Origin of the sequence: Exiguobacterium sp. s166 (genome assembly GCF_018618855.1) — a bacterium.
Taxonomy (GTDB): domain Bacteria; phylum Bacillota; class Bacilli; order Exiguobacteriales; family Exiguobacteriaceae; genus Exiguobacterium_A.
Genome location: NZ_JACSMU010000003.1, coordinates 385,859 through 406,981, shown reverse-complemented (window position 1 = coordinate 406,981; position 21,123 = coordinate 385,859). Strand labels below are relative to the sequence as shown.

The window sequence follows — 21,123 nt, the reverse complement described above, 5'->3', positions numbered from 1 at the left end:
TATCGAGTACTATAACCATCGTCGTATTAAGAGACGACTAAAAAACCTGAGCCCGGTGGAATACCGGACTCAGGTCCTCAAGGTCGCCTTACGAATTATTTATTGTCTAACTTTTTTGGTTCAGTTCAAAAAGTAGACATTTTTTATTTCGACCGTCTACTTTTAAGGGGTGCTTATCATTTATGTTGTAATGGCTATAAAAAGAGTTGTTTTGGAGTATCAACCAAAAGTTTAGACACGATTTTTATTCGTTACTAAAAATTGAGTTTTTCGTTTTGTGAAACTGAGTTACATCCTAATTTTTTTGTTCAAAGATGAAGATTGATAAACAGATATTAGGTAAAAATTAATTTATTTTATTTAGCTGACCAGTCGGGAAGTTGTTCTTCTCGGTGACGGTCTCCAGCTGCAATCCCTTTAGGTGAGACTTCCTCAATGCGGGCTATTTCAGCTGGTGTCAGCTCAATTTCACTAGAATATACATTTTCTTCTAAATATTCAACTCTTTTGGTACCTGGAATCGGCGTTACTCCCTGGGCCATTATCCAGGCTAACGCAAGTTGGGAAGGAGTAACACCTTTTTGATGAGCTAAAGATTCGATATGCTTAACTAAATCGACATTACGTTGGAAGTTTTCACCGTTAAAGCGGGGAAGATAACGCCGGGCATCATCTTCGGCTAAGTCTTCGAAGTGCTTAATTTGACCTGTAAGGAATCCCCTTCCTAGTGGGCTATAGGCAACAAACTCAATTTCAAGTTCTTGGCATAAAGAAAATAGGTCGTCTTCGGCCTCACGGCTCCACAAAGAGTATTCAGTCTGAAGTGCAGTAATAGGATGGATATCATGTGCCCGTTTAATCTGATTGATAGAAGCTTCGGACAACCCTAAATAACGGACTTTACCTTCCTTGACAAGTTCGCTCATAGCGCCTACCGTTTCTTCAATTGGGACGTTGGGATCAACTCGGTGTTGATAATATAAATCGATATAATCTGTACCCAAGCGTTTTAGGCTGGCTTCACAAGCTGACTTGACGTATTCAGGACGACCGTTAATTCCAAGAAATGAACCACCTTTTCCTCGCACAGAACCAAATTTTGTTGCTAGCACAATTTCAGAGCGGCGCCCTTTAAAAGCTTTTCCAATTAATTTTTCATTAGCACCCGCACCATACGTATCTGCGGTATCCCAAAAATTCACCCCAAGTTCAGCGGCACGATGCAAGGTACGAATCGACTCAGCATCCTTCCGTATGCCGTAGTATTCCGACATCCCCATGCACCCAAGCCCTAATACAGAGACTTCAAGTTCACTATTCTTTAAGCGTTTGGTCTTCATTTAAACTCACTCCTCGAGTTGATTCGATTAGATGTTTGAAATTATTGACTTTGTAGTTTAGTAAATTAAGAGTTTTCTGCATGTCTTCCATTTGCTTCTTGAACTTCTTCTGCTGCTGATCAAGAATCTCGTAACAATGTTCGTATTGTCGTTCATCAGAATAGGATAAATATTCTCTGATATTTTGAAGTGTCATACTCGTTTTCTTTAACTGCACAATAAACTGCAATCGGTGTAAATCGCTTTCGGTATAAATGCGATGGCCATTTGCTTTTTTATTTGGTATGGGCATCACCTTTTCTTTTTCATAAAAACGAATGGTGTCCGTTGTCACACCTGTAAGTTCGCCCAACTGTTTAATGGAATAATTGGATTTTTGATTCATCTTCAGTTCTCTACTTTCTAGAAAGAGTAATAAGTTAAAAGTCCCTGCGCATTGGGATGGTTTCATCCTACTACTTGGAGAAGACTCCAAGTCAAGCTTTTAATGAGAAGGTTATTTAAAAATTCAGTGAGTTGTCATAGATGGCTTCCTCTTGACTAGACCTATATATAATTCCTCTTTTTTTCTCTAGTAATGAGTAAAGAAAGAAACTGGGATAGCCATCAAGAAAAAGCGAACACGTCTTCGCAGACGTGAAGTAGAAATGTGGCAGGAGATAACCCGATCATAGTGTCCTCAAAAAACATTAGTCCAATTGATGCTTACTTTCATTTATTTAAAGTTAATTTTTTTCGTCTCTTACATTAAAGGAAGAAGGGAAAATAACGTGAATGTCGAATTTTATTTCAAATGCATATTTTAAAAAATAAGGAGTTTTCTAATGAATAACATTTTTGATCTTATTCATGCAAAGGAAATAATGCAACGTATTGACAAATTAAATGTAAATTCACGACCCCAATGGGGAGAAATGGATGCCGCTCAAATGTTAGCGCATTGCTCTGCCTTTCAAGATATCGCCATGGGAAATTCTTTTCCTCCACGAAGTTTGTTAGGTGTTTTTGTAGGAAGAATGGCAAAATCGGTTTTTTATAATGACAAGCCCCTGCCAATAAATATGTCTACAATTCAAAGCGTTTTAATTGAAGATAAAAAAGAGTTTGAAAGAGAAAGAGCAAATCTCATCCAAAAGATTAAGACTTTTCAAAAGAATGGACCAGAAAATTGTACAACGCACCCACATCCTTTTTTTGGTAAGCTCACTCCCGAACAATGGGGAAAAGGAATCTTTAAACATCTTGACCATCATTTAAAACAGTTTGATGTGTAGTCATTATTAACTGAAATAATTTTTGAACTGCCTCCACTTCTAGGTGAAACTTAAGTGGAGGCAGTTTAATTTCCCCTCATCCATTCTGATTGAAGAAACGAATACATGTACAAATCATCAAAATGACCGCGTGTTTTCTCATATTGACGCAATAGTCCTTCCCGCTGGAAACCAAGCCGTTCGAGTAACCGTTGAGAGGCCGTGTTGTTCGGCAGAACGAGCGCTTCGATCCGGTTTAGGTCCCATTCATTAAAACCGTGAGCGAGTACGGCCCGAACGGCTTCTTGTGCCAGTCCTTTGCCCCAGTGAGCAGGACTCAGTTCAAAGCCGAGTTCCGCCCGCTGATGCCGGGAAGAACGGTTCAGGAAACCGCAACTGCCGATGATGTCAGAAGTCGCATGTTCGGTGATGCCCCAGCGGAGACCGGTCTGTTCTGTTCGGATGGAGTGATACCAGTTGATTTCGTCCAACGCATCAGCTTCCGTTTGGAACGGGTCGAGTCCCATTTGTGTGACGACCTGTTCGTCCGCGAGATACGTCAGCAGACTCGGAGCGTCAAGCGGCGTGACTTCGCGTAAGGTCAGCCTTTTTGTTGTGAGTACAGGAAATGCAAGTGTCGTCAAAGTCATCCCTTCTTTCTAAACATTTAATACAGTCCGGTCATCGTCAGTTTCAACAGCATCGAGATGATGTAGGTTTTTGCCGTTCGCGTATCTGTAAACTGTTGCTCGTCAAACGTTTTCCCCCGTTCACGGAAGAATGTATGCCATACACCCTGTTCCTGGTAGTAATAGAATCCGTCCGCCAGCCGGTCGCCTGAGGGTGAATCTGGAAAACCGTGTTTTTCGGTATAAGCGAAGACATCTGCTTCGGTGACGGTAAACACATCCAAATAGGAATGATTCCGCATGTCAGAGACATTCAGTGTGTCGCAGGCAAACTGATACGGATTGCCGTACAGGAGAACTCTGATTTGTGTATCGTGGTCAATCATATCCTTCGACTCCTGTCCTTAAAAAATGGTGATATCGACGTTCGAAATGTATTTCCATCATTTTAACATTTGGATTATTGTAAAACCAGATGATGGTAAAATAGAAGGAGAAAGTTGGCATTCGTTCAGAAGCTTCAAGGTTGTTATAGCACCGTCTCTGGATAGGTTATGTACGATATAAAATGGAAAGCAGGAACAAAATAATGAACTATATCATGGAACTCCGAAAATTTGTCGGTACACGTCCGCTCGTCGTACCCGGCGCTTGTGTCATCGTCCTGAATGAACAAAAGGAAGTGTTATTACAACTGCGCCGCGATAATCACTGTTGGGGACTTGCCGGCGGAGCACTCGATCCGGGTGAAACGCTGGAGCAGGCAGCGGCCCGTGAACTGTTTGAAGAAACCGGACTGACGGCAAATCGGCTTGAGTTATTCAACGTCTACTCCGGCAACGACTTTTACTATAAATATCCGCACGGGGATGAGGTCTACAATGTCATCTCGGCCTATATCTGCCGCAACTATCAGGGGACATTGGTACAGGACGATAAAGAAGTCGCGGACTTACGGTTCTTCCGTTTAGACGACTTACCGGACAAAATCAATCCGCCGGAACATCCGATTTTGCTTGAGTTCATTGCAATGTATCAATCATAAAGCGGCAACGCGACACGAGACACGTTCACAAGTTCTGTCTCTGTAAAGAAAGTAGCCGGAAGGAGAGAGCTCATGAAGAGCATTGAAATAGTCGTCACCACGGTTCAATCAGCAGGCGAACTGCATCGTCTCTTAAAACAGAAACTGGACTTTCCGGCATATTACGGTGAGAACTGGGATGCATTTTGGGATCTTATCAGCGATCCGGAGGATTACGGTTTACCGGACGAAATCATATGGATTGGTTTTGCAGCACTCCAACGAAAGCTGCCGAAAGAAGCAGGGCAATTATTAGCGTGTCTGGATGATTATCATCAGGAAATGGAACTTCAGCCATGTATGTCGACTTTCTTGGAAAATACGGATTGAGGTCGATTACCCGTAATAGGGGGTTGCTCTGGGATGCGTTTCAGAATCTATACTGAAGATGAACAGTACATTATCCCGTGAGGAGGACACCATGCGCTTATTTGCCATTGATTTAGACGGCACCTTGTTACACTCAACTCATATGATTTCAGAACGAAATGTAACAGCCGTCAAGCGATGTCAGGAGAACGGAGATATCGTCGTGATCGCGACAGGGCGAGCGGCGTTTGATGCAGCGCATTTGTTACGGCTCCACCGGTTGGATTGTCCAATTATCGGTTCAAACGGAGCAGAAATCCGGGCAGAATGCGAAGGGATAACGATACGGAAAAATACTTATGTCCCCTCTGATGAGAGTGAAGCCATCTTGAACTGCTTGCTGAAGAAGAACGTTTATCTTCAAATTTACTTGGAAGACGAAATTCTGTTGACGTTTGATGCGACGGATCGACTGATGAAACAAATCAATGACGAACAGAGGATTAATCCATCGTTTCAAGCTGACGAATTTCTTCAATCCGTGCAACCACAATTGAAACAATACGGTGTCCGGGAAGTAACGGGTTTCTTAAATGTCGATTTCGCGAAAGTCATGAAATATATGGTCGTCAGTCCGAACGCAATCGTACTGAAACAAATTCAAAACGACTTATCATCGCAAAACTGTACCGTTACCAGTTCCGGCCCATTTAACCTCGAGGTAACGGCGAACGGAAGAGATAAAGGCATGGCATTGCAACAATTTGCTGAACGGTTGGGGATTTCACTGACAGCAACGATAGCGATTGGCGATCATCACAATGACCTGCCGATGTTTCGGGTCGCCGGGACAAGTATTGCAATGGGGAATGCGGAAGACATCGTTAAACGACTGGCGACTTACAAGACAGGACATCATGATGAAGACGGGGTTGCCATGGCGTTGGAAATGTTTTGTTCGATTCCGTTCGATTTGGGAGGAGGACAGGATGGCAAATATTACTGAAATTGCAAAAACCGCCGGCGTTTCCCGCTCGATGGTTTCCCGTGTATTGAACAATCAACCGTATGTCGTCGCGGAAAAGCGTGCGGCGGTTCTCCGGGCGATGGAGCAACTGGATTACCGGCCGAACCAAAACGCGGTTCATTTATCGCGTGGCAAAACAAATGTCATCGGTGTGATGGTCCCGCAAATCAATCATCCGTTTTTTAGTCAACTGATCGAGGGCATCGGTATTGCCTGTGCCGAACAGAACATTTCGATGCTGATCCATCAAACGTTTAATGACAGGCAACAGGAACAGCTGTCGTTTACACAACTGAGGCGTAAACAAATCGACGGACTGATCATCGGCTCGTCGGTCAGTCCGCCTGACGTGCTCGAGCGTGTCCGACGCGATGGTCCGGTCGTAATCTGCGAACAGCGGGAAGAAAGTCTCGCGCAGGTCGCTGTTGATCATCAAAGTGGAGTCTTAGCAGTGTTATCTCATTTAGTGGAACGGGGACATTCTTCTCTTGGACTGTGTCTCGGAAATCCGGCGAGCGGTGTTGGACTAATTCGTCGCAACACCTTCGATGCGTTCGTTCAAGAACACGATATATCCGTTTCGCCGGACTGGTATTTTGAGGAGAACTATTCCTTTGTGGATGGACAGGACGTGATGAAACGCTTGCTGAAACTGACGGACAGACCAACTGCCATCATCGTCGGGAATGATTACGTTGCTGCCGGCATCATTCATCAGGCGAAACAAGGAGGGATTAACATTCCGGAGATGCTTGCTGTGACCGGTTTTGACAATCATCCGATTGCTGAAGCGATGGGGATGACGACCGTTGCTCAACCGATTGAACGTCTCGGGAAAGAAGCAGTCCAACTGCTCGATCGATTGGCTGCGGGAAAAGAGCTTCCCATCTGTCAGCCGATTCCACTCGAGCTGATTGTGCGTGAAACGACATGATACTTGAAAGTTGTAAAGCTTGTAAACGTAGCGGTTTATCTTCGCAAAGCGGTTGGTCAGGAGAGGATTATATGGAAATCTATCAATTTAAAAAAGAAGTGGGTAAGAAAATTACAAAGTTCGACTCAGATTTTGTGATGTCACGTATTACACAGACAGACAAAGTAGCACATATAGGATGTGTGCATTTAGATGAGGATGGGTTAATTGGTTATTATCCAGCTGTTGTTCCTCAACTTCTTTTAGTTGTAAGCGGAGAAGGCTGGGTCAGAGGTGAAACGGATGAATACATCAAAGTTCATAGTGGGGAAGCAGTGTTCTGGGATAAAGATGAATGGCATGAAACCAAAACAGATACGGGATTGACTGCAATCGTTATAGAAAGCGAAGAGCTGACCACTTCATCATTAATATCTTTGGAAAAAGTTTAAGTGTTAATACATATGAGAAACTAAAAAAATATCCTAATTAAGCTGCCGTTACAGCTTATTCATTCGGTGCAATAATTGTAAAGAGGATTTCTTTGTCTTGCCAGATTTGATATAGATAGCCTGCTTTCAGGTGTGAACGAAAAAACGCAGATGCTCTGTTCTTCCGTGAACAGGAGGATCTGCGTTTTTCACATGAAAGTCTTTCGTTTGTACATTTTCTCTTCGATTCGATTCCAAATACGTGTTGCGATATAAATATTACATACTGAAACGATAGCTGCGATGACAATCATACTGATACCGGTATCATCTGCTAAAACAAGCGGTTTAAAGATCGTGAACACGATAGACAGAAGAATCGGAATGGTAATGCCGATCCATACAGAAAAGAATAATAGTGCTTTCCACATCAAGCTCATCCTTTCAAGGTGAATCTATAATGTAGTATATCAAAAAATAGACTTTATATTAGAAAAAATGGAAACCTTATACATGTTTAGTTATTCTTTATAGGTAGTACAACATTATTTTCCGGTAAGGAGCATAAAATGACAGAACTCCTGATTATAGAAGAACCTGTTACCACAAATTTAATAGAAGATTTAGTGTATCCCCATCGGTTTGACGGAGGTTTACCTGTTGTGCATCGTTTAAGCGGAGAAGGAGACGTCGAAGAAGGTCGAGAATTTTTAATGGCATTTTTAACACATCAAGCGGTCTTTTCGTTGTATGTGCATTTTGTCGACGAGTATGAACTGTCTGAAGACTTTACAACTTTTTTTCAACAAAATCAGATTGACTATACGGTCGACGACTGTGACGGTAACTTGAAATCTTACGGGTACAGACGGTACCACTACTACTCTTGTCTTACGGTAAAAATTAAAAATCCTGATGATTTACAGCTTTTACTAAACAAAACGTACTGGCTCGCATCTGAAAATGTATTCTACTGCATCAGTCATTCAAATTCTTTAACGTTCGAATGGGGAGACTTCTTAGAGCGAGGAGTCAAAAGAAGACGATCCATCGCTGTATTTGATTTTAATGCGTTAAAGACCTACATCACCACTGATTATGACGGGTTAGGATTTTGTTTACTCAGCCGGGATACGTAGTACACTTCGCTTGCTGGATTGATTGCCAGTCTGCCGGATCAGATGGTCGTTACGCAAATTAATGATGAAGTCATAGAGGAAGGCGATGATTTCTTTCTTCTATAGTACTTGTGATGTTTGCTGCGTTAGGACCGATGCGATGAATGCTTAAAAAATGCTTAATCGTACGATGCAATAGCTTCTCGTAAAAATTCCAAATAGTTATCTATGAAATGTTGTGGACTTAGAATTTTAACCATGTTTCCCAAACCGGCTAAGAACTGATAGGAAAACGGGCTCTCAGGCAATTCAATGTTCGCCAAATAGTGATGAATCGTCACTTCCGTAACAGATTTTTTTCCATATCTCTCGATGAATTGATCTCGTACGCGAGCATCAATTAATAGTTGCACCGTGACCATATCTAATTTTGTTGCCTTGTCATGGCTTTTTATTAGGTCTGCTTCAGATCTCGGTTTAAAAAACCCTGCTTTTTGAATGTCTAACATTCTTGTCAACTTAAACGTACGGTAGTCGTTTCGTTCCCGGCTGTAAGCCACCAGATACCAATGCCTCTCGATGAACTGCAGTTTATATGGTTCTACGATCCGACACGTCCTTTGTCCAACTTGATCGATATAGTCAAACTTCAATAACCAATGATGTTCAATTGCCTGATTCATGAATGCAATGTCTTCTTTGATTTCGTCTCTTCCCGACCAATCATAGAAGGTCAGGTCAAGCTTTGATGGGATATGCGTTTTAGACATGGCTTTAATTTTTTGAATCGTCATCTGAATGTTGGGATTCGTTATTAATTGATCGTATCCGGCCAACGAAATCAGGATATTTTCTAAATCATTATGATTTACTAACCGTTTATCGAATTTGTATTCGTCCATCAATGCATATCCACCTTCAGCACCATGTTGCGCATAGATGGGGATGTTTGCATAACTCAATGCTTCCATGTCTCGTTGAATCGTCCGTTTCGAGACATTGAATAGCCGGCTGAATTCTGAAGCGGAGATTATTTCTTTTTGCAGTAGAATCATTACGATGGAGATAAGCCGTTCAATTTTTTTCATGGAGTCCTCCTATATACGACACCTAGTTGTCACCTATAGCCTATTATACTTGGATTAAACAAAGGAGGAGATAAAAAATGAAAACGGTAGCTTATTTACAATTCGATGGTCAAGCAGAAGAAGCATTGATGTTCTATGAGAAGGCATTAAAGGCAACAGATGTTAAGAAAGTACGATTCAATGCTTTAGGAGAGAACCCTAATATGCCGCTTGGAAAAGAGGATCAAGAGTTAATCATGGAGTCACGTATTGAATTTGCGGGGAATACCTTAATGCTTTCAGATGTTCCTTCTGGAATGCAAACGGTGACAGGAGGAATTCATAAAGGGAATTCTCTTCTGATCAGTATTGTCGATGCGACACCGGAAGTGAATTCCTCTCTTTTTAACGGTCTCTCTGAAGGAGGCACTGTCATCATGCCTTTATCAAACACCCCTTGGTCGGCCAGTTTCGGAATGCTGATTGATCAATTTGGTGTGACATGGAAATTTAACAGTGAAGCGAGTAAGTTTCTTGAGAGCTTTACAAAGTAAAAATGAGAAGAGTCATCAAAAAAGGAATGTATGACATGCAAAGAGCTGGTTCTCCAGATTTATGGAGGCTGGCTTTTTCTATATTCACAAATTAATGACGACCGGTTGTTTGAAGGCGAAACCGATTAACCTTGAAATACGTAAAAGAAATATCGAACGGAGATGGAGGAATGAAAGTGGAGCTTGTTTTATATAGTTTGTGTCTGATTGTCTGTATCGGAACGGTCGTGGCTTTTCTGTTTAATCGGTTGCAACCGGGCAGTCGTGTCTGGACAATCAGTATCAGCGTGACCGTTTTGTTGTTGGTCCTGGTGAGTGTAACCGCGTGGATTGGGTGGGATGCTGCAGAGGAAAAGCTGTACCGGTCTTTTGGCTTGCTAGTCATGAATATCTTTCCGCTTTGGTATGTAAGAATTGAAGGGAACAATAGGAAAACCATCGTCTGGTCGCTGACGATGGCCTTAGTTGTGGTGTTGTTCGGAACAGTTTTAGGATGACATATGGTAGAAATCATACATAGACGTTAAATAGGAGCTGTTCATATTGAAGAAAAAAATGTTAATCATCTCCATTCTGTTGATGGGAGGCGGTGTTTTTGGAAACGTGTTTTTCAACCGACTCGGTTATTTTCCGAATGCAGATTTCCGGATTTTGAGTATTCCGTTAGCAGCGGGAGCGCATTACTTTAATCTAGGACTGGTATTGCTTGCCATGACGCTAGTCGGACTGGTGTTATTGCCATGGTGTCTGGAGAAAAACAATTTTCGAAAACGGTACTGGCACTTATATTAATTATTTGGTTGCCTGAAGCCGTCTAAACACCATGAACAGGAGCGATGATATCGTGAGCAAACTCATTAAACACCTCCATCCCGATTCAAAAATGCCCGGGGTATCAGCCGTTGACCTGAAAAAAGCGGAACGTGTCTTAGGTATTTTGTTTCCGAATGAATACAAAGACCTGTTCTTGCAGACGAACGGTGCACAGTTTGGCGAGTGGACCTTGTATCCTCTACCAACCAAACGAACAGTTTCGATCGATCTTGTTCGTCACAATGAGAAGCGTCCGGCTGGCTTGCCCGATGACTTGATCTGTATCGGTGAAAATCTAACGGGTGACAAGCTGTGTTACCGGATTCGAAAACGTTTCCTGCAGGAACTCGTCTTTAGATGGAATGAAAAGACGGGAATTGCAAAATATCCGTCGTCTTCTTTGGAAGAGTTCGTCGACTGGCATGTCCCGAAACGAAAAACGAATCAGACGTACCGACTTGGTCGTTTCACGGTAGAGAGCAACGAGCTGATTGTGACAGATCCTTATTACGGATTAGAGGAAGATACCGATTTACAACTGATTTTGTCGAATGTGAAATCAGGAAGTTGGACCGCAGTTATTATTTACACGGAAGACGAATGGGTTAAGCAATTGCTTGTTTTTGAAGGGGATAAAAAGCGGAGTGGCAAATGGCACCGGCAGGATCAACCAATCGGCGTGGACTCGGTACTGGCCGGTATCTTTGATGGGACAGCTTATCGTCAGAATCAAGCGATGGAATTTGAGACAATTGTTTCGTCCGACGACCAGGCCGGCATTGTCTCGTTTGGAGCTGTCTCGACGTCAGGTTTTGGAGACGGACTGTATGATGTTGACATACAGTATGATGTCTCGAAGCAAATCGTCGGCGTACGAATTGACTTCACAGATGACGAATGAAGGAGTCGGGATAATGGAATTGGATAGTATGTTGGTCGGTGAAGGAACTGCTTTTGTTTTTCCATCCGAGAATAAAGGGAAAGTTCGTTTTCACTGTCATGAGGATGATGAAGAATACGCAGATATCGATATGGATCAGCTGTTGGAAGAGTCGTGGCAAGACGGGATGGCTCTTTACAGCAAGAATATTCGAGAATTTTTACTGGAGTTGAATCATTATCCACTGTACGTTCATAGTATGAGTGGTTCGGGCAAAATCAATCTTTCACCTGACGCTGACAGCAGCACAAGATTTGACCGGAGGAATATCTATCATCGATTGACCATCACTTCAGAAGAAGCATTTCTTCATTATTTTCCTAAAGCCTATCAAGATGCATACAATAACGAGAGTGTATTGTTTTCAAGCGAGAAAACGATTGAAATCGATGAGACAAAAAATGATTTTTATTTTAAAAAGTTCAGGTTAAATTTTTCGGATGACGAGCGGAAATGTTTCTTCCTATGGGTGAATTATGATGGCAATGGATTTGACTTTGTTGTGAACTTTTCAGATCATCCGTATCAACACGAGACGATTAAAATCGCGGACGTTGAATGAACGTCATAGTGAACTACGGTAAAAGGAGTGCAACCAGGCGATGGAAAAAGACCCGGTTACACTCCTTTTATTATGCTTTCACTTCTGCAATCGTCTTGAAAATCCGTGAATAGACATCTTTGATCTTTTTATCGTTCTTTTGATTGTTGTTTAATCCGTATTCCCAGAAGCGATAGCTATCTTTTGTCTCTTGCAGATAACCGGATACATAGGCATCATTCACTTCGCTCGCATTGGCATACGACAAATCTTCAAATACGAAGGGGAGAAACCCCTTTGTTGTCTCTAAGAAGAAGGTCGGAACATCGAGTTTCCGGTACACCGTCACATACTTCTCTTCATCTGCCTGTTTTAGGTTATCTTTTGTGATGAACACCGCATCAAACTTTGAGGAAATCTGATTCGTGTCCTCCAATTCTTCAAATGAGAGTGTTGAAAACTTTACATTTTTCTCTTGGAGATCAGGCTGTTCTCCAATTACACCGATTTTTAAGTATGCTCCATCATAGGAAGTATTTTTAACTTGTGTTGATGCGTCTACACCACAACCTGCTAGTGCAGTAGCGGCAATGAGTGAACCAAACAACAATTTTTTCATGTACAAACTCCTTTCACATTCATTTAATAATGATGTTATTATACCAATAATTTGGGAAATATAGTTGAGGTGAAGATAGAAAAACAGAAGTTAACAATTAAAAATAAAAATTCCCAATAATGTTATCTGATTATATAATATGAAGTGTAAATGGAAATTCATTTAGACATTGTTTAGACGGTGAAGAAAGAAAATGAAAATTACATATGAATTATATTGTGAATTTGTAAAAATAACGTAGTGATTACTTCAGAAAATAAACGACATGCTCAACAGGAACTGATGGTTTCGGTCAAGAAGCTGAAAACGATTATTTCAAAGAAATATACGCGCAATCATACGTTGCTGAAGAGAGGGAGAAAGCAACATGTTAGTCGATCACTACAAACAGGTTCATCATCTAGAAGTCAATATACCGAAGGATGAGCGTTTTCAAAAGTATGAACATCTCAATATTTATTTTGAGTGGGGATTCGCGATTAACCAATCAACCGAAGAAGTTGCCAGCGAGGATGCGATGTGGTTACTCGGACAAACGAATGCATTTCCAATCTGTATGGTCTTTGATGTGTTTGATTTTTCTATGGAGGAAACGATTGCGGTTCTAACATCCTTCGACATACCGTATCAGACGTCAAGCAATAACGGAACAGAGCTCGTTGATGGAGGAGAATCTTCACATGAGATCAGCATACGGCTCATCGTTAATCAGGAAAAAACGTTACGGGAAATGATTCCATTTCTATACGCGTGTGGATGTCACGGTCAGAAAAATTATCTCTATTCCGTAATGACTGATGGAGAGGATGCATTATCAGCCACAGAAGATTTTCCGGCAATCGATGTCTCGTACGCCGTCGTTGCGGTCGGACCGGATGGAGAAGGTGTAGATGTCATCGGACCGAGAGAACGGATCATTCCGCTGTATCGGCAAGTCCGAAACAGGTAGATGCAGGACAGATCATGACCCTTGCCAATTTTATTATGATCGACGAGAGGTCAGGTCAAGAAGATTGATTGAGGGAATACAGGATTCAAAACAGAAAAATCTCACTTCTAAGAAATAGAGAGAACGTGAAGGAGAGGGCGACAGGATGCAAGTCATTCGAACGAAAGATGGTCGTGATCATTACTGGATGTATGTTAAGGATGGCCGGACGCTGTATACGTTACAGGGCATCGTCGGAGAGATAATGGAAGAACCGGAAAGTTGAACAGAAATTCTCCCGTTTTTTCAACATGGATGGCTATATCCGGGAGCTGGTGGAGGCAAAGGTTGCAGACGGCTACCGGTTAATCCATGAACAGGACTTTAAGGAAGTCGTCGTTCAGCTGACCTGCAACGAGGAACAGTATGATGCCGTTTGGAAGAGTCGTACGAAAATTGAGGAAGATCTCGAAGAATTTCTTGGAGTAACCGGGAACGGTTATTTCTTAGAAGATGACTATGGACCGGAAGCAATCGAATTCGTCCTCCATGTCCTCGACCCGTCTCATATCGTCGAGGCAGTCGTTGAATATTTTAAGGAACAATATGACGTAACTCAGATCCGGATGGGTCAAGCAAAAGTTCATTACGGCAGGCGCTTGATTGGACTTTATCCTGCAGGAAAGAACTTTAATCGGTAAAATTGAGAAGTGACGAATCTAAAGGGAGTAAAAGGCATGAATGAGCTGACAATCTTCGAAATCCCTTTTCAGAAAAAAAGTATCCAGCGGACATTTCAGGAGTATGAGATCAACGTGATTGGTCAAACGCAAACCGTATATGAAGTCATGTGTTATGACCATGCAGTAGACAGCTACATGAGTGAACTGACAGAAAAAGTGTTATGTGACGTGCTAGTGCGTTATGATTGTTTTCCCTTATACATTACGACCAGTTTTAATGAATTGAGAGAAGATGATCTGCATATTCTGGATCGTTTAAAGCTGCGACCACTAAATTGTCACGAACATCCACGATATGAAGGCAATCAGCGTCGCACGGATTTTTATTGTTGTATCGAGGTGTTGAATGCGAATGATTTACATTTCGTGTTAGCCGAGACATTTTTTCGAGCCGCTTGGAATGAAACGTTTATCATCACATTTACGCGACCCATGTATCAATTAAAGATCTCTGGAAAATGGATTTTCAAAGAAGCGGAATATACGCATGTACTCGATGCACGTGATGGGTTGCCGTTCATTCTTCCTTCGCATGACGCGCTCGGTTTCATGTGGTTCGCGAATGGAGATGTCTTCAAGACGGTAGATCAGCTAAAAACGATATTACCGGATAATTATGAGATCGATCACATCATTGATACAGAGACGTAAATGGAAGAAACGAATTTGTACATAAAGGAGTAGTGAAAATGGAACATCAGATCGGTTTACCCTTCATTACAGAAGAACGGTTGCAGGAAGTCGAGGCAGAACTCGGTTTTTCGTTGCCGTCCGAGTTGCGGGCGTACTTTAAAAAAGAAAACAAGTTCGAAGCCGGTGAGTGGCAATTTCATCCGATCAAGGACGAACAGTATATCAAGCGGACATGGGAAGACATCGTCCATGTCAACTCGACAGATGCAGAAGACTATCCGGACGGCTTTTTCCGGATTGCTACAGACGGTTCCGGGGATGAGCTCGGTTATCTCTTGCCGGACGCTGAGACGATCGTCCTGTGGGATCACGAGGAACAGGAATTGTTCCCGGTTGCCCCGGCGCTTGCAGCCTTTATGGAACAAGAGCAACAGCTATTAGAAAGTGCCATGCAAGCGGATGAATTCTTTGAAACCGTGCTCGAGACAAAAGCTGTCTACGGATTATCGAAATTGAAGCAGTCGGGCTGGGCCTATTGCCCGTCGAATCAAGAGGAAACGGATGTCTTGTTGTTCTTCTCGACGGAAGAAGGCGCACGTGCCTGTCAGACAGACGGATGGGAAAATTATCATTTGATTCGTCTCGATCTCGATGTCTTTAGAGACGGCTGGTTACCGAACATGATTCAAGACGGTTTGTACTGCGGACTCAACTGGAATGCCAGTCTGCAAGGACTCGAGCTGAACCCGGAGAACGTTCTCGAGGAACTCGAAGGGTAACGACATAGTAAGCACCACTTTTTCAAGCGGATGAGCGAAAAAGTGGCTTTTTAATGAAACCGACTTTTCAAACAAGACGTAGTTGAAATGATAAGTTAACGAATCGGGGGAAAAATGATCGTATCATTCATCGGAATCGGAGTCGTCCTTGCTTTGTTCGGACTGGGTCTGAAATGCGTCCGATCCAAACATCCAGACGAGACACCCTTTTTAGACGCGGCTAACGGAACAGATTCAATTATTGGATCGGTCGTGATGTTTCTCCTTTGTTCCTTATCCGTCAAACAGTACGGCTATCTTTGTGTTGTCGGTGGTTTTCTACTGCTGTACGGGATCAGTGCGTCATGGTAAAAAGCAAGAAAAGAGGAAATGAACGTGTGGAAAAAAATTAGAATCATCGCCAGTCTACTTGGCATACTGCTGGCGGGATATTTGGCCTGGCAAATCTACATCTCGCTCTTCGCCGTAGATATCAAATACGTACCGCAAGGTGATTTATACAAGACGGTTACTTCTCCGGACGAGCGGTATACGTTACGGTTTTACCGTTCGAGCGGTGGGGCGACGACGGGATTTGCGATGCTCGGCATCATGGAAGATCAAAAAACAAAAGAACAGCGGCGTGTCTACTGGGAATATCCGTGTAGAGAGGTAAGTGTGAAATGGCGACGGGACGTTGTCATTATTAATGACACCCGCTTAAATATCTGGACCGAGATGTATGATTTCAGATTGGATCAACCGATTTATCCAGCAAAATAGAGTTCATGAAGGGAAGATGAAATATACTGATGATCATACTTAGAAAACAAATCGGCAGCTTGATGTATTCCTGGACCATTTATCGCGACGGGCGGACAGTTCAGGCATTTTTTGGAGTCAATGAACCATGGATGCTCGATGAAGATATCGATGAAAAAACGGAAGAACGGTTTACGTTTCGTTATCAAGCTCGACGTCGCGTGAAGGAACTGATTGCCGAGAAGCAGGCAGAAGGATATCAACAGGAAATCACACCGGATCCGGTGCCGAGTCAAGAAGAACAGTTGACGTTTCACAAGAGGGCGACATGGTTTGCATATGTACTTCTCGGAGTAGGGGTGATTCCGCTTGTCACACCCTGGTCTTTATCTCCGTACGTGATGATCATCCTTGCAGTTCCCTTCCTCATCATGTCGACGAGCGGAAAAATGCTGCCGTTTTGGGTCAAAACGATGTGCTTTATCAGTTATGTCCTGATTAACATCAGTTACAGACATGTACCGGACATAAAATATCTGGACGCCGGTCTGTTACTCGCAACGGGCGTGTTCCTATGGGGCTACATGAATAAAAGCAAAAAACGTTTTAACACGTAAGCTGACAAGGAACGGGAGGGTCAGGCATGCCGACAACATTTTTAAAGCAGTTGTTGCAAGAGGAAGAGCGTTCAGACTTCTCATCATTACGTTCCGCTTATCTTGCGAAAGAACAGGGATTGCGAAACGTGTTTTTACAGCAGATGAACAAATTCATAGAGGAAGCACTCGTATGGGACATTCAGCGACAACGGCAGTTCACGGACTGGTTGCTGACCGTATGTGAACGAGAAGAAGATGTGCATGAACTGCTGATTCATCCTTTGAATGAACGATTATTGAAACCTGTCCTCAAGCAGTGGATGAATGATTTGCCGGAAGACGTACGACCGTATCGGTGGTTTGGGATTTTCTTTTTTGAAGAAGACAACCGTCTTGAATATCTACAGACGGCGATTGACCGCGGCGGTCGGCAGGAACAACTGGCAATCGAGACGATGATTCGTCATCTGTTGAATTGGCTGTGGTACGCCTTCCATCATCTCAATGAAGATTTGTATTTAAGTGAGACGGAGGACGATGCAAAGACGCTGCAGGAAACCCGTTTGTTGATGGATCAGCTCGATGATTCGATTCAAAAGATCGAGTTCATGGAGGAATGGCAGGAACACGCTCGGACGTATGAACTTTGGTTGCGCTTTTTAAAAGAAGAGACGGAAGGGTTCATGGAGTGGCGGGAACGACAAGAAAAGCAGGGAGAGAATAAGCAATGAAAACGCCATACGATCCATATAAGAATACGGAACTGTGGAACGTCATTTCGGAAGCGATTGACGAATTGGTTGAAAACGATGACTTGGAGGAAAGAACGACCCATGATCATATCGTCGGATACCTCTGTCAAAAAGTATCATCCAGCCTAACGGAGAAGAGGAACTGAGCAAATGGGAATCGTACCGGTAGGAAATCGAAAAATGATGGCTCAAGCCATTAAAAAAATTATTGTCCCTGAATTGAGGAAACAAGGATTTAAAGGGAGCTATCCACATTTCAGACGGAAACAAGATACCCATCAGGAACTCTTGATGTTTTATATTACAAAGTACAGTGAAAATTTTTATATCGAGACGGCAGTCATCCCGTTAACCGGTTATCTTAACTCTGAAGGAGACCTCATTCCTCCAAATAAAGTGACAATCTTTTCTTTAAAAGGGAAAGAACGATTTACAGTCGGGTCAGACGTTGTAGCCAATCATGATGGAATGTATTTTGTGATGAAAGGACTATCTTCTGAAGAAGAGCACGAACAACTGGCTGAAGAAGCTTTTACATATCTAAAAACGAGTGAACCGGACTGGATAGCCCGTTGCTCCGAATGGAATAAGAAATTGTATGAATCGTTTGATGAGGACGACGCGTAAAAAGAAAACAGCTATGTTTAATTCTAAGTAGAAAAATCAATTTATTGAATAATGAGGAGTGACATACGATGAAAAAACTAGGTACTTTTCATAATCAACAAGGTAATATGATCGTTTCGGACCCAGCTTTTCTCGCACCGGATCCGGAAGTTAACATCACGATTCCAGTTGCACCTGATTCGACATGGACGGTCTGGTATAACGAAGATGATCAGCCGGAAATTAATCTGGTGTACTTGACGATTGAGGATCACGCAGATATTGCAGCGGATGACTTTGATATTCTTGAAGGTTATGCGGTAGTGGAGTCCTCACAGCTCGTCGTCATGAATACAGCGGATTACGGGAAACGCGAGGCCATTGACTGGGAAATTCGGAACACGCTTGAGTTCGACGATGATATTGATCCTTTTTACATCGCGATCTCAGATGAATTGATGGAGGAGGAAATCTTTCTGTTTCCGTTTGGTGTTGCCGTCCAGTTGATGGGGGACGGTCACTACAAGGTTCGCGTACGACGAGATGCGGATCAGGTGACCGGTATTTTGCTTGTCATCGGGGAACATGAAGATTTTGAAGAGGACTTCGAATAATTCAATACCAGCGATTCAAAGCGTCTCACCTAAACTTGTTGAAGTAACCATTCAAGTGAGGGTGAGATGTTTTAGTATTCATATCCGAAAAATTGATTACAGTAGATGTTAAAAAGGATTTAAAAACAAGCTAATGCAGAGAGGACTAAGTCGATGAAAACAACGTATTCCTATGCAGAACTTCTGAAATTTGACGACCCGTTTGAATATGAATTTGGTCTTCCGTTGAAAATCAACGATCTGCCCTCATCCGTGATAGAAGAGGATATTCCGGACAGTAAATCGAAACTGCTTGAGAAGCTGGCGGAAGGTTATTCCTTGATCATTCAAAAACCGCGGATTCCAAACGAGAAAGTGTTTACTGCGCTTCAAATGTTGGATGAAAATGAGTTCATGAAACTGTATGCGGTAAACGAAACAGCCTTTACTGAAGCATTGTGGAATCTTTTGTATGAGAGTGAATACGACCTTCACTTGGCATTCTTTTTACTAAAAGAGATGAAAGGTGTCGTTTTCGAATTGCCCTATACGGGTGGAGCGACTCGCGCTCTGACGCTCTCAGGTATGAACGCAAATACCCTGATTCATCTACGGCTTGAAGTAAACGAAAGCACGACCTGTCGGTGGGATTGAATAAAGAGAGGAGTCGTGATCATGAAAATATACATAGAAGAACATGAAGATGCGACTCACGTGTACCCTTGGTTATCACACACCAAATCGGCGATTCGTTGTCTGTGCATTGTCGGTGAGATGCTTTTGTTTCCAGAAGAAATTGTGCAATTCAAACAGAAGAGCAGTGAGATGTTACGTACCGAGTTAGGGCAAAGACATGAATTAGATGCGTTTCGCTTTTATTTGGTAACACGGGTGGGAAATGATTTTCAGTCACGGAGGATATTTGATTATTACAAGTTGTGGCGGCTACTCGAACGTGAAGAAGAATTGAGGGGATTCACATCTCGCATGGAAATTCCGGTCCATATAGGAGAAGACCCCTATTACATTGGCATCGCCGAGTTTGGTATCGAGCAGCTACCGACAGCCATTGCGCTCGTCAGCGATGATCATTCAATGTATGTGATTTCTTGTGCGGAAAATAATGAGTCGTCGCACTGTCAGAAACTACTTGATCAAGTGCTAGAAATTGGTCTGAAAGAAGATGGGGACTTACCAATCTTTGAGATGGTCTCGACATTGACAGCAAAAGGATATGCGGTTTGTACGTGGGGGAGTTCTAGTGAAGAACAGGAACTGCAGTATTTTTATTCCCCGCAGCTTTGAATTCCTCATCTGGACCGATGATGATGGAATTGGTGATGGAGAAAAGGAGTTCACTATGGATCGTGATGCAACAAGACGAGAACTATCTTGTTGGTTAGAGAGACCTAGTAACTATCTCATTTTTGCTGAGCTATTTGTATTTCAAAACGGTGAGATAGAAGACGTCGGAATGACATATGAATGGTTTCAAAAAAGTGATTGCCAGATTGCGATTCTCATCTATTGTAAACAAAAGATGGATTCAAGAGCTTTCTATACAAACGCAGTGCAGCGTGGATATACCGATGTCGAGTGGGTTAAGGATGACAATAATCCAAGGACAAGTTTGGTGGTATAGAAGTAAGAATTTCTGGTAATTTATTTACATATCATTATGATTTTAAAAGGAGGACAAGAAAATGAATCAAGACATGGAAGCGTTCATTAAATCCGTCTATCAAACTGTCGTACAGGAAGGGATGGCTGATTACAAAGAACTGTATCAGGAGAACGTAAATCCCGACGGCAACGATTATACAGCTTGCATCGCACTATTTCAGAAGTCGAGCGAAGCGGATCAAAAACGAATGATGCAGATGATGGAACAGACAATCATCGACACGGTCTCTCACGTCTTTGGCATTATCGATGGAAGTTCAGGACTAAGTGGGTCCGAGCTTGAAGTGAAAATGACTCTCTTCCGAGTCGACGAAGAGGGAGAACCGCTCGAGACGATTGAAACAGATGGTGAACTGCAAGATACGTTCTTAGGCTATTTAGAGGATCATGATTTGCATGCGCTTTAACCTGAGGGGACAACGAGACTA

General features: G+C 42.6%; 35 protein-coding genes. 28 read left to right on the top strand and 7 right to left on the bottom strand.

The annotated features are described in order from the left end of the window. A partial coding sequence (locus KNP93_RS10200; RefSeq protein ID WP_214855149.1) for an IS3 family transposase occupies positions 1 to 136 on the top strand: 136 nt, incomplete at its 5' end. Between the two features lie 220 nt (positions 137 to 356). Here the strand turns inward: KNP93_RS10200 and KNP93_RS10195 are convergent. Beyond that, positions 357 to 1,340: an aldo/keto reductase gene (locus KNP93_RS10195; RefSeq protein WP_131972912.1), complete on the bottom strand. Its 984-nt coding sequence runs from the start codon at positions 1,338 to 1,340 to the stop codon at positions 357 to 359. Next, positions 1,315 to 1,725 (bottom strand): MerR family transcriptional regulator, encoded by a 411-nt coding sequence (locus KNP93_RS10190; RefSeq protein ID WP_165871638.1) that lies wholly within the window; start codon positions 1,723 to 1,725, stop codon positions 1,315 to 1,317. The genes KNP93_RS10195 and KNP93_RS10190 overlap by 26 nt, the downstream gene beginning before the upstream one ends. A 439-nt stretch (positions 1,726 to 2,164) precedes the next feature. Here KNP93_RS10190 and KNP93_RS10185 point away from each other — a divergent pair, with 439 nt between their 5' ends. Beyond that, positions 2,165 to 2,614 (top strand): DUF1569 domain-containing protein, encoded by a 450-nt coding sequence (locus KNP93_RS10185; protein ID WP_131972910.1) that lies wholly within the window; start codon positions 2,165 to 2,167, stop codon positions 2,612 to 2,614. Between the two features lie 65 nt (positions 2,615 to 2,679). Here KNP93_RS10185 and KNP93_RS10180 read toward each other — a convergent pair whose 3' ends face one another. Beyond that, positions 2,680 to 3,243 carry a GNAT family N-acetyltransferase gene (locus KNP93_RS10180; RefSeq protein WP_214855119.1) on the bottom strand — a complete coding sequence of 188 codons (564 nt, stop codon included), beginning with the start codon at positions 3,241 to 3,243 and terminating at the stop codon, positions 2,680 to 2,682. Positions 3,244 to 3,260: 17 nt separating this feature from the next. After that, positions 3,261 to 3,608, bottom strand: a complete 348-nt coding sequence (locus tag KNP93_RS10175; protein ID WP_131972908.1) for a hypothetical protein — start codon at positions 3,606 to 3,608, stop codon at positions 3,261 to 3,263. Positions 3,609 to 3,811: 203 nt separating this feature from the next. On the opposite strand from KNP93_RS10175, the gene KNP93_RS10170 reads away from it, so the two are divergent. The 5 genes from KNP93_RS10170 to KNP93_RS10150 all read left to right on the top strand — a co-directional run bounded on the left by KNP93_RS10170 (position 3,812) and on the right by KNP93_RS10150 (position 7,007). Then, entirely contained in the window at positions 3,812 to 4,267 is a 456-nt protein-coding gene (locus tag KNP93_RS10170) for an NUDIX hydrolase (RefSeq protein ID WP_214855117.1), read from the top strand. A 72-nt stretch (positions 4,268 to 4,339) separates the two neighbouring features. Further along, a complete protein-coding gene (locus tag KNP93_RS10165) occupies positions 4,340 to 4,636 on the top strand; it encodes a barstar family protein (RefSeq protein WP_131972906.1) in 297 nt (98 codons plus the stop codon). 91 nt (positions 4,637 to 4,727) lie between these two features. Beyond that, complete coding sequence (locus KNP93_RS10160; protein ID WP_214855114.1) at positions 4,728 to 5,621, top strand: Cof-type HAD-IIB family hydrolase; 894 nt, start codon at positions 4,728 to 4,730, stop codon at positions 5,619 to 5,621. Continuing rightward, positions 5,605 to 6,576, top strand: a complete 972-nt coding sequence (locus KNP93_RS10155) for a LacI family DNA-binding transcriptional regulator (RefSeq protein WP_214855112.1) — start codon at positions 5,605 to 5,607, stop codon at positions 6,574 to 6,576. The genes KNP93_RS10160 and KNP93_RS10155 overlap by 17 nt, the downstream gene beginning before the upstream one ends. Before the next feature lie 71 nt (positions 6,577 to 6,647). Next, a complete protein-coding gene (locus tag KNP93_RS10150; RefSeq protein WP_214855110.1) occupies positions 6,648 to 7,007 on the top strand; it encodes a cupin domain-containing protein in 360 nt (119 codons plus the stop codon). 188 nt (positions 7,008 to 7,195) lie between these two features. On the opposite strand, the gene KNP93_RS10145 is transcribed toward KNP93_RS10150, so the two are convergent. Continuing rightward, positions 7,196 to 7,417 carry a hypothetical protein gene (locus tag KNP93_RS10145; RefSeq protein WP_026828570.1) on the bottom strand — a complete coding sequence of 74 codons (222 nt, stop codon included), beginning with the start codon at positions 7,415 to 7,417 and terminating at the stop codon, positions 7,196 to 7,198. Positions 7,418 to 7,648: 231 nt separating this feature from the next. On the opposite strand from KNP93_RS10145, the gene KNP93_RS10140 reads away from it, so the two are divergent. Continuing rightward, complete coding sequence (locus KNP93_RS10140) at positions 7,649 to 8,125, top strand: hypothetical protein (protein ID WP_214855108.1); 477 nt, start codon at positions 7,649 to 7,651, stop codon at positions 8,123 to 8,125. A gap of 158 nt (positions 8,126 to 8,283) precedes the next feature. Here KNP93_RS10140 and KNP93_RS10135 read toward each other — a convergent pair whose 3' ends face one another. Beyond that, positions 8,284 to 9,192, bottom strand: coding sequence for a helix-turn-helix transcriptional regulator (locus KNP93_RS10135; protein ID WP_214855106.1), 909 nt, complete (start codon positions 9,190 to 9,192; stop codon positions 8,284 to 8,286). A gap of 77 nt (positions 9,193 to 9,269) precedes the next feature. Here KNP93_RS10135 and KNP93_RS10130 point away from each other — a divergent pair, with 77 nt between their 5' ends. The 5 genes from KNP93_RS10130 (at position 9,270) to KNP93_RS10110 (ending at position 12,040) form a co-directional block, all read left to right on the top strand. After that, positions 9,270 to 9,725 (top strand): VOC family protein, encoded by a 456-nt coding sequence (locus tag KNP93_RS10130; protein WP_214855104.1) that lies wholly within the window; start codon positions 9,270 to 9,272, stop codon positions 9,723 to 9,725. A gap of 176 nt (positions 9,726 to 9,901) precedes the next feature. Further along, on the top strand, positions 9,902 to 10,222 hold the full coding sequence (locus KNP93_RS10125; RefSeq protein ID WP_131972900.1) for a hypothetical protein: 321 nt from the start codon (positions 9,902 to 9,904) through the stop codon (positions 10,220 to 10,222). Positions 10,223 to 10,268: 46 nt separating this feature from the next. Next, on the top strand, positions 10,269 to 10,517 hold the full coding sequence (locus KNP93_RS10120) for a hypothetical protein (protein WP_251138755.1): 249 nt from the start codon (positions 10,269 to 10,271) through the stop codon (positions 10,515 to 10,517). A gap of 52 nt (positions 10,518 to 10,569) precedes the next feature. Next, entirely contained in the window at positions 10,570 to 11,439 is an 870-nt protein-coding gene (locus KNP93_RS10115; RefSeq protein ID WP_214855103.1) for an SMI1/KNR4 family protein, read from the top strand. Between the two features lie 28 nt (positions 11,440 to 11,467). Further along, positions 11,468 to 12,040: a hypothetical protein gene (locus KNP93_RS10110; protein ID WP_214855100.1), complete on the top strand. Its 573-nt coding sequence runs from the start codon at positions 11,468 to 11,470 to the stop codon at positions 12,038 to 12,040. Positions 12,041 to 12,110: 70 nt separating this feature from the next. On the opposite strand, the gene KNP93_RS10105 is transcribed toward KNP93_RS10110, so the two are convergent. Further along, the gene (locus tag KNP93_RS10105; protein WP_131972897.1) at positions 12,111 to 12,638 is read right to left on the bottom strand and encodes a hypothetical protein; all 528 of its coding nucleotides are present in this window, start codon (positions 12,636 to 12,638) and stop codon (positions 12,111 to 12,113) included. 367 nt (positions 12,639 to 13,005) lie between these two features. Between KNP93_RS10105 and KNP93_RS10100 the strand changes: the two genes are divergently transcribed. The 15 genes from KNP93_RS10100 to KNP93_RS10030 all read left to right on the top strand — a co-directional run bounded on the left by KNP93_RS10100 (position 13,006) and on the right by KNP93_RS10030 (position 21,102). Continuing rightward, positions 13,006 to 13,587 carry a hypothetical protein gene (locus tag KNP93_RS10100; protein WP_214855097.1) on the top strand — a complete coding sequence of 194 codons (582 nt, stop codon included), beginning with the start codon at positions 13,006 to 13,008 and terminating at the stop codon, positions 13,585 to 13,587. Between the two features lie 314 nt (positions 13,588 to 13,901). Further along, positions 13,902 to 14,267 carry a hypothetical protein gene (locus tag KNP93_RS10095; RefSeq protein ID WP_214855094.1) on the top strand — a complete coding sequence of 122 codons (366 nt, stop codon included), beginning with the start codon at positions 13,902 to 13,904 and terminating at the stop codon, positions 14,265 to 14,267. A gap of 36 nt (positions 14,268 to 14,303) precedes the next feature. Next, positions 14,304 to 14,960, top strand: a complete 657-nt coding sequence (locus tag KNP93_RS10090; protein WP_214855092.1) for a hypothetical protein — start codon at positions 14,304 to 14,306, stop codon at positions 14,958 to 14,960. Positions 14,961 to 14,998: 38 nt separating this feature from the next. Next, positions 14,999 to 15,721 carry a DUF2750 domain-containing protein gene (locus KNP93_RS10085; RefSeq protein ID WP_214855090.1) on the top strand — a complete coding sequence of 241 codons (723 nt, stop codon included), beginning with the start codon at positions 14,999 to 15,001 and terminating at the stop codon, positions 15,719 to 15,721. 114 nt (positions 15,722 to 15,835) lie between these two features. After that, complete coding sequence (locus tag KNP93_RS10080) at positions 15,836 to 16,072, top strand: hypothetical protein (protein ID WP_131972892.1); 237 nt, start codon at positions 15,836 to 15,838, stop codon at positions 16,070 to 16,072. A gap of 18 nt (positions 16,073 to 16,090) precedes the next feature. Next, positions 16,091 to 16,483: a DUF5412 family protein gene (locus tag KNP93_RS10075; protein WP_131972891.1), complete on the top strand. Its 393-nt coding sequence runs from the start codon at positions 16,091 to 16,093 to the stop codon at positions 16,481 to 16,483. Between the two features lie 29 nt (positions 16,484 to 16,512). Then, a complete protein-coding gene (locus KNP93_RS10070) occupies positions 16,513 to 17,079 on the top strand; it encodes a hypothetical protein (RefSeq protein WP_214855088.1) in 567 nt (188 codons plus the stop codon). A gap of 26 nt (positions 17,080 to 17,105) precedes the next feature. Beyond that, positions 17,106 to 17,792: a hypothetical protein gene (locus KNP93_RS10065; protein ID WP_214855086.1), complete on the top strand. Its 687-nt coding sequence runs from the start codon at positions 17,106 to 17,108 to the stop codon at positions 17,790 to 17,792. Continuing rightward, positions 17,789 to 17,959 carry a hypothetical protein gene (locus tag KNP93_RS10060; protein ID WP_214855084.1) on the top strand — a complete coding sequence of 57 codons (171 nt, stop codon included), beginning with the start codon at positions 17,789 to 17,791 and terminating at the stop codon, positions 17,957 to 17,959. The genes KNP93_RS10065 and KNP93_RS10060 overlap by 4 nt, the downstream gene beginning before the upstream one ends. A gap of 4 nt (positions 17,960 to 17,963) precedes the next feature. After that, positions 17,964 to 18,440, top strand: coding sequence for a DUF4304 domain-containing protein (locus KNP93_RS10055; protein WP_214855082.1), 477 nt, complete (start codon positions 17,964 to 17,966; stop codon positions 18,438 to 18,440). Between the two features lie 68 nt (positions 18,441 to 18,508). After that, the gene (locus KNP93_RS10050) at positions 18,509 to 19,033 is read left to right on the top strand and encodes a hypothetical protein (protein WP_214855079.1); all 525 of its coding nucleotides are present in this window, start codon (positions 18,509 to 18,511) and stop codon (positions 19,031 to 19,033) included. Positions 19,034 to 19,186: 153 nt separating this feature from the next. Further along, the gene (locus KNP93_RS10045) at positions 19,187 to 19,666 is read left to right on the top strand and encodes a hypothetical protein (protein WP_214855078.1); all 480 of its coding nucleotides are present in this window, start codon (positions 19,187 to 19,189) and stop codon (positions 19,664 to 19,666) included. A 21-nt stretch (positions 19,667 to 19,687) separates the two neighbouring features. Continuing rightward, the gene (locus tag KNP93_RS10040; RefSeq protein WP_214855076.1) at positions 19,688 to 20,317 is read left to right on the top strand and encodes a hypothetical protein; all 630 of its coding nucleotides are present in this window, start codon (positions 19,688 to 19,690) and stop codon (positions 20,315 to 20,317) included. Next, positions 20,247 to 20,654, top strand: a complete 408-nt coding sequence (locus tag KNP93_RS15900) for a DUF2691 family protein (RefSeq protein WP_371819907.1) — start codon at positions 20,247 to 20,249, stop codon at positions 20,652 to 20,654. Before KNP93_RS10040 ends, KNP93_RS15900 begins: the two co-directional genes overlap by 71 nt. A 61-nt stretch (positions 20,655 to 20,715) precedes the next feature. Beyond that, on the top strand, positions 20,716 to 21,102 hold the full coding sequence (locus KNP93_RS10030) for a hypothetical protein (protein ID WP_131972883.1): 387 nt from the start codon (positions 20,716 to 20,718) through the stop codon (positions 21,100 to 21,102). The last annotated feature ends 21 nt before the right edge of the window (positions 21,103 to 21,123 follow it).

Coding starts and splice junctions, on each gene's coding strand:
- KNP93_RS10065 (WP_214855086.1), top strand. CDS start 17,106: ATGCCGACAACATTTTTAAAGCAGTTGTTGCAAGAGGAAGAGCGTTCA.
- KNP93_RS15900 (WP_371819907.1), top strand. CDS start 20,247: ATGCGGTTTGTACGTGGGGGAGTTCTAGTGAAGAACAGGAACTGCAGT.
- KNP93_RS10055 (WP_214855082.1), top strand. CDS start 17,964: ATGGGAATCGTACCGGTAGGAAATCGAAAAATGATGGCTCAAGCCATT.
- KNP93_RS10085 (WP_214855090.1), top strand. CDS start 14,999: ATGGAACATCAGATCGGTTTACCCTTCATTACAGAAGAACGGTTGCAG.
- KNP93_RS10040 (WP_214855076.1), top strand. CDS start 19,688: ATGAAAATATACATAGAAGAACATGAAGATGCGACTCACGTGTACCCT.
- KNP93_RS10135 (WP_214855106.1), bottom strand. CDS start 9,192: ATGAAAAAAATTGAACGGCTTATCTCCATCGTAATGATTCTACTGCAA.
- KNP93_RS10045 (WP_214855078.1), top strand. CDS start 19,187: ATGAAAACAACGTATTCCTATGCAGAACTTCTGAAATTTGACGACCCG.
- KNP93_RS10130 (WP_214855104.1), top strand. CDS start 9,270: ATGAAAACGGTAGCTTATTTACAATTCGATGGTCAAGCAGAAGAAGCA.
- KNP93_RS10100 (WP_214855097.1), top strand. CDS start 13,006: ATGTTAGTCGATCACTACAAACAGGTTCATCATCTAGAAGTCAATATA.
- KNP93_RS10190 (WP_165871638.1), bottom strand. CDS start 1,725: ATGAATCAAAAATCCAATTATTCCATTAAACAGTTGGGCGAACTTACA.
- KNP93_RS10105 (WP_131972897.1), bottom strand. CDS start 12,638: ATGAAAAAATTGTTGTTTGGTTCACTCATTGCCGCTACTGCACTAGCA.
- KNP93_RS10145 (WP_026828570.1), bottom strand. CDS start 7,417: ATGTGGAAAGCACTATTATTCTTTTCTGTATGGATCGGCATTACCATT.
- KNP93_RS10070 (WP_214855088.1), top strand. CDS start 16,513: ATGATCATACTTAGAAAACAAATCGGCAGCTTGATGTATTCCTGGACC.
- KNP93_RS10030 (WP_131972883.1), top strand. CDS start 20,716: ATGAATCAAGACATGGAAGCGTTCATTAAATCCGTCTATCAAACTGTC.
- KNP93_RS10080 (WP_131972892.1), top strand. CDS start 15,836: ATGATCGTATCATTCATCGGAATCGGAGTCGTCCTTGCTTTGTTCGGA.
- KNP93_RS10155 (WP_214855112.1), top strand. CDS start 5,605: ATGGCAAATATTACTGAAATTGCAAAAACCGCCGGCGTTTCCCGCTCG.
- KNP93_RS10165 (WP_131972906.1), top strand. CDS start 4,340: ATGAAGAGCATTGAAATAGTCGTCACCACGGTTCAATCAGCAGGCGAA.
- KNP93_RS10185 (WP_131972910.1), top strand. CDS start 2,165: ATGAATAACATTTTTGATCTTATTCATGCAAAGGAAATAATGCAACGT.
- KNP93_RS10160 (WP_214855114.1), top strand. CDS start 4,728: ATGCGCTTATTTGCCATTGATTTAGACGGCACCTTGTTACACTCAACT.
- KNP93_RS10150 (WP_214855110.1), top strand. CDS start 6,648: ATGGAAATCTATCAATTTAAAAAAGAAGTGGGTAAGAAAATTACAAAG.
- KNP93_RS10075 (WP_131972891.1), top strand. CDS start 16,091: ATGAACGTGTGGAAAAAAATTAGAATCATCGCCAGTCTACTTGGCATA.
- KNP93_RS10050 (WP_214855079.1), top strand. CDS start 18,509: ATGAAAAAACTAGGTACTTTTCATAATCAACAAGGTAATATGATCGTT.
- KNP93_RS10170 (WP_214855117.1), top strand. CDS start 3,812: ATGAACTATATCATGGAACTCCGAAAATTTGTCGGTACACGTCCGCTC.
- KNP93_RS10110 (WP_214855100.1), top strand. CDS start 11,468: ATGTTGGTCGGTGAAGGAACTGCTTTTGTTTTTCCATCCGAGAATAAA.
- KNP93_RS10060 (WP_214855084.1), top strand. CDS start 17,789: ATGAAAACGCCATACGATCCATATAAGAATACGGAACTGTGGAACGTC.
- KNP93_RS10090 (WP_214855092.1), top strand. CDS start 14,304: ATGAATGAGCTGACAATCTTCGAAATCCCTTTTCAGAAAAAAAGTATC.
- KNP93_RS10195 (WP_131972912.1), bottom strand. CDS start 1,340: ATGAAGACCAAACGCTTAAAGAATAGTGAACTTGAAGTCTCTGTATTA.
- KNP93_RS10175 (WP_131972908.1), bottom strand. CDS start 3,608: ATGATTGACCACGATACACAAATCAGAGTTCTCCTGTACGGCAATCCG.
- KNP93_RS10180 (WP_214855119.1), bottom strand. CDS start 3,243: ATGACTTTGACGACACTTGCATTTCCTGTACTCACAACAAAAAGGCTG.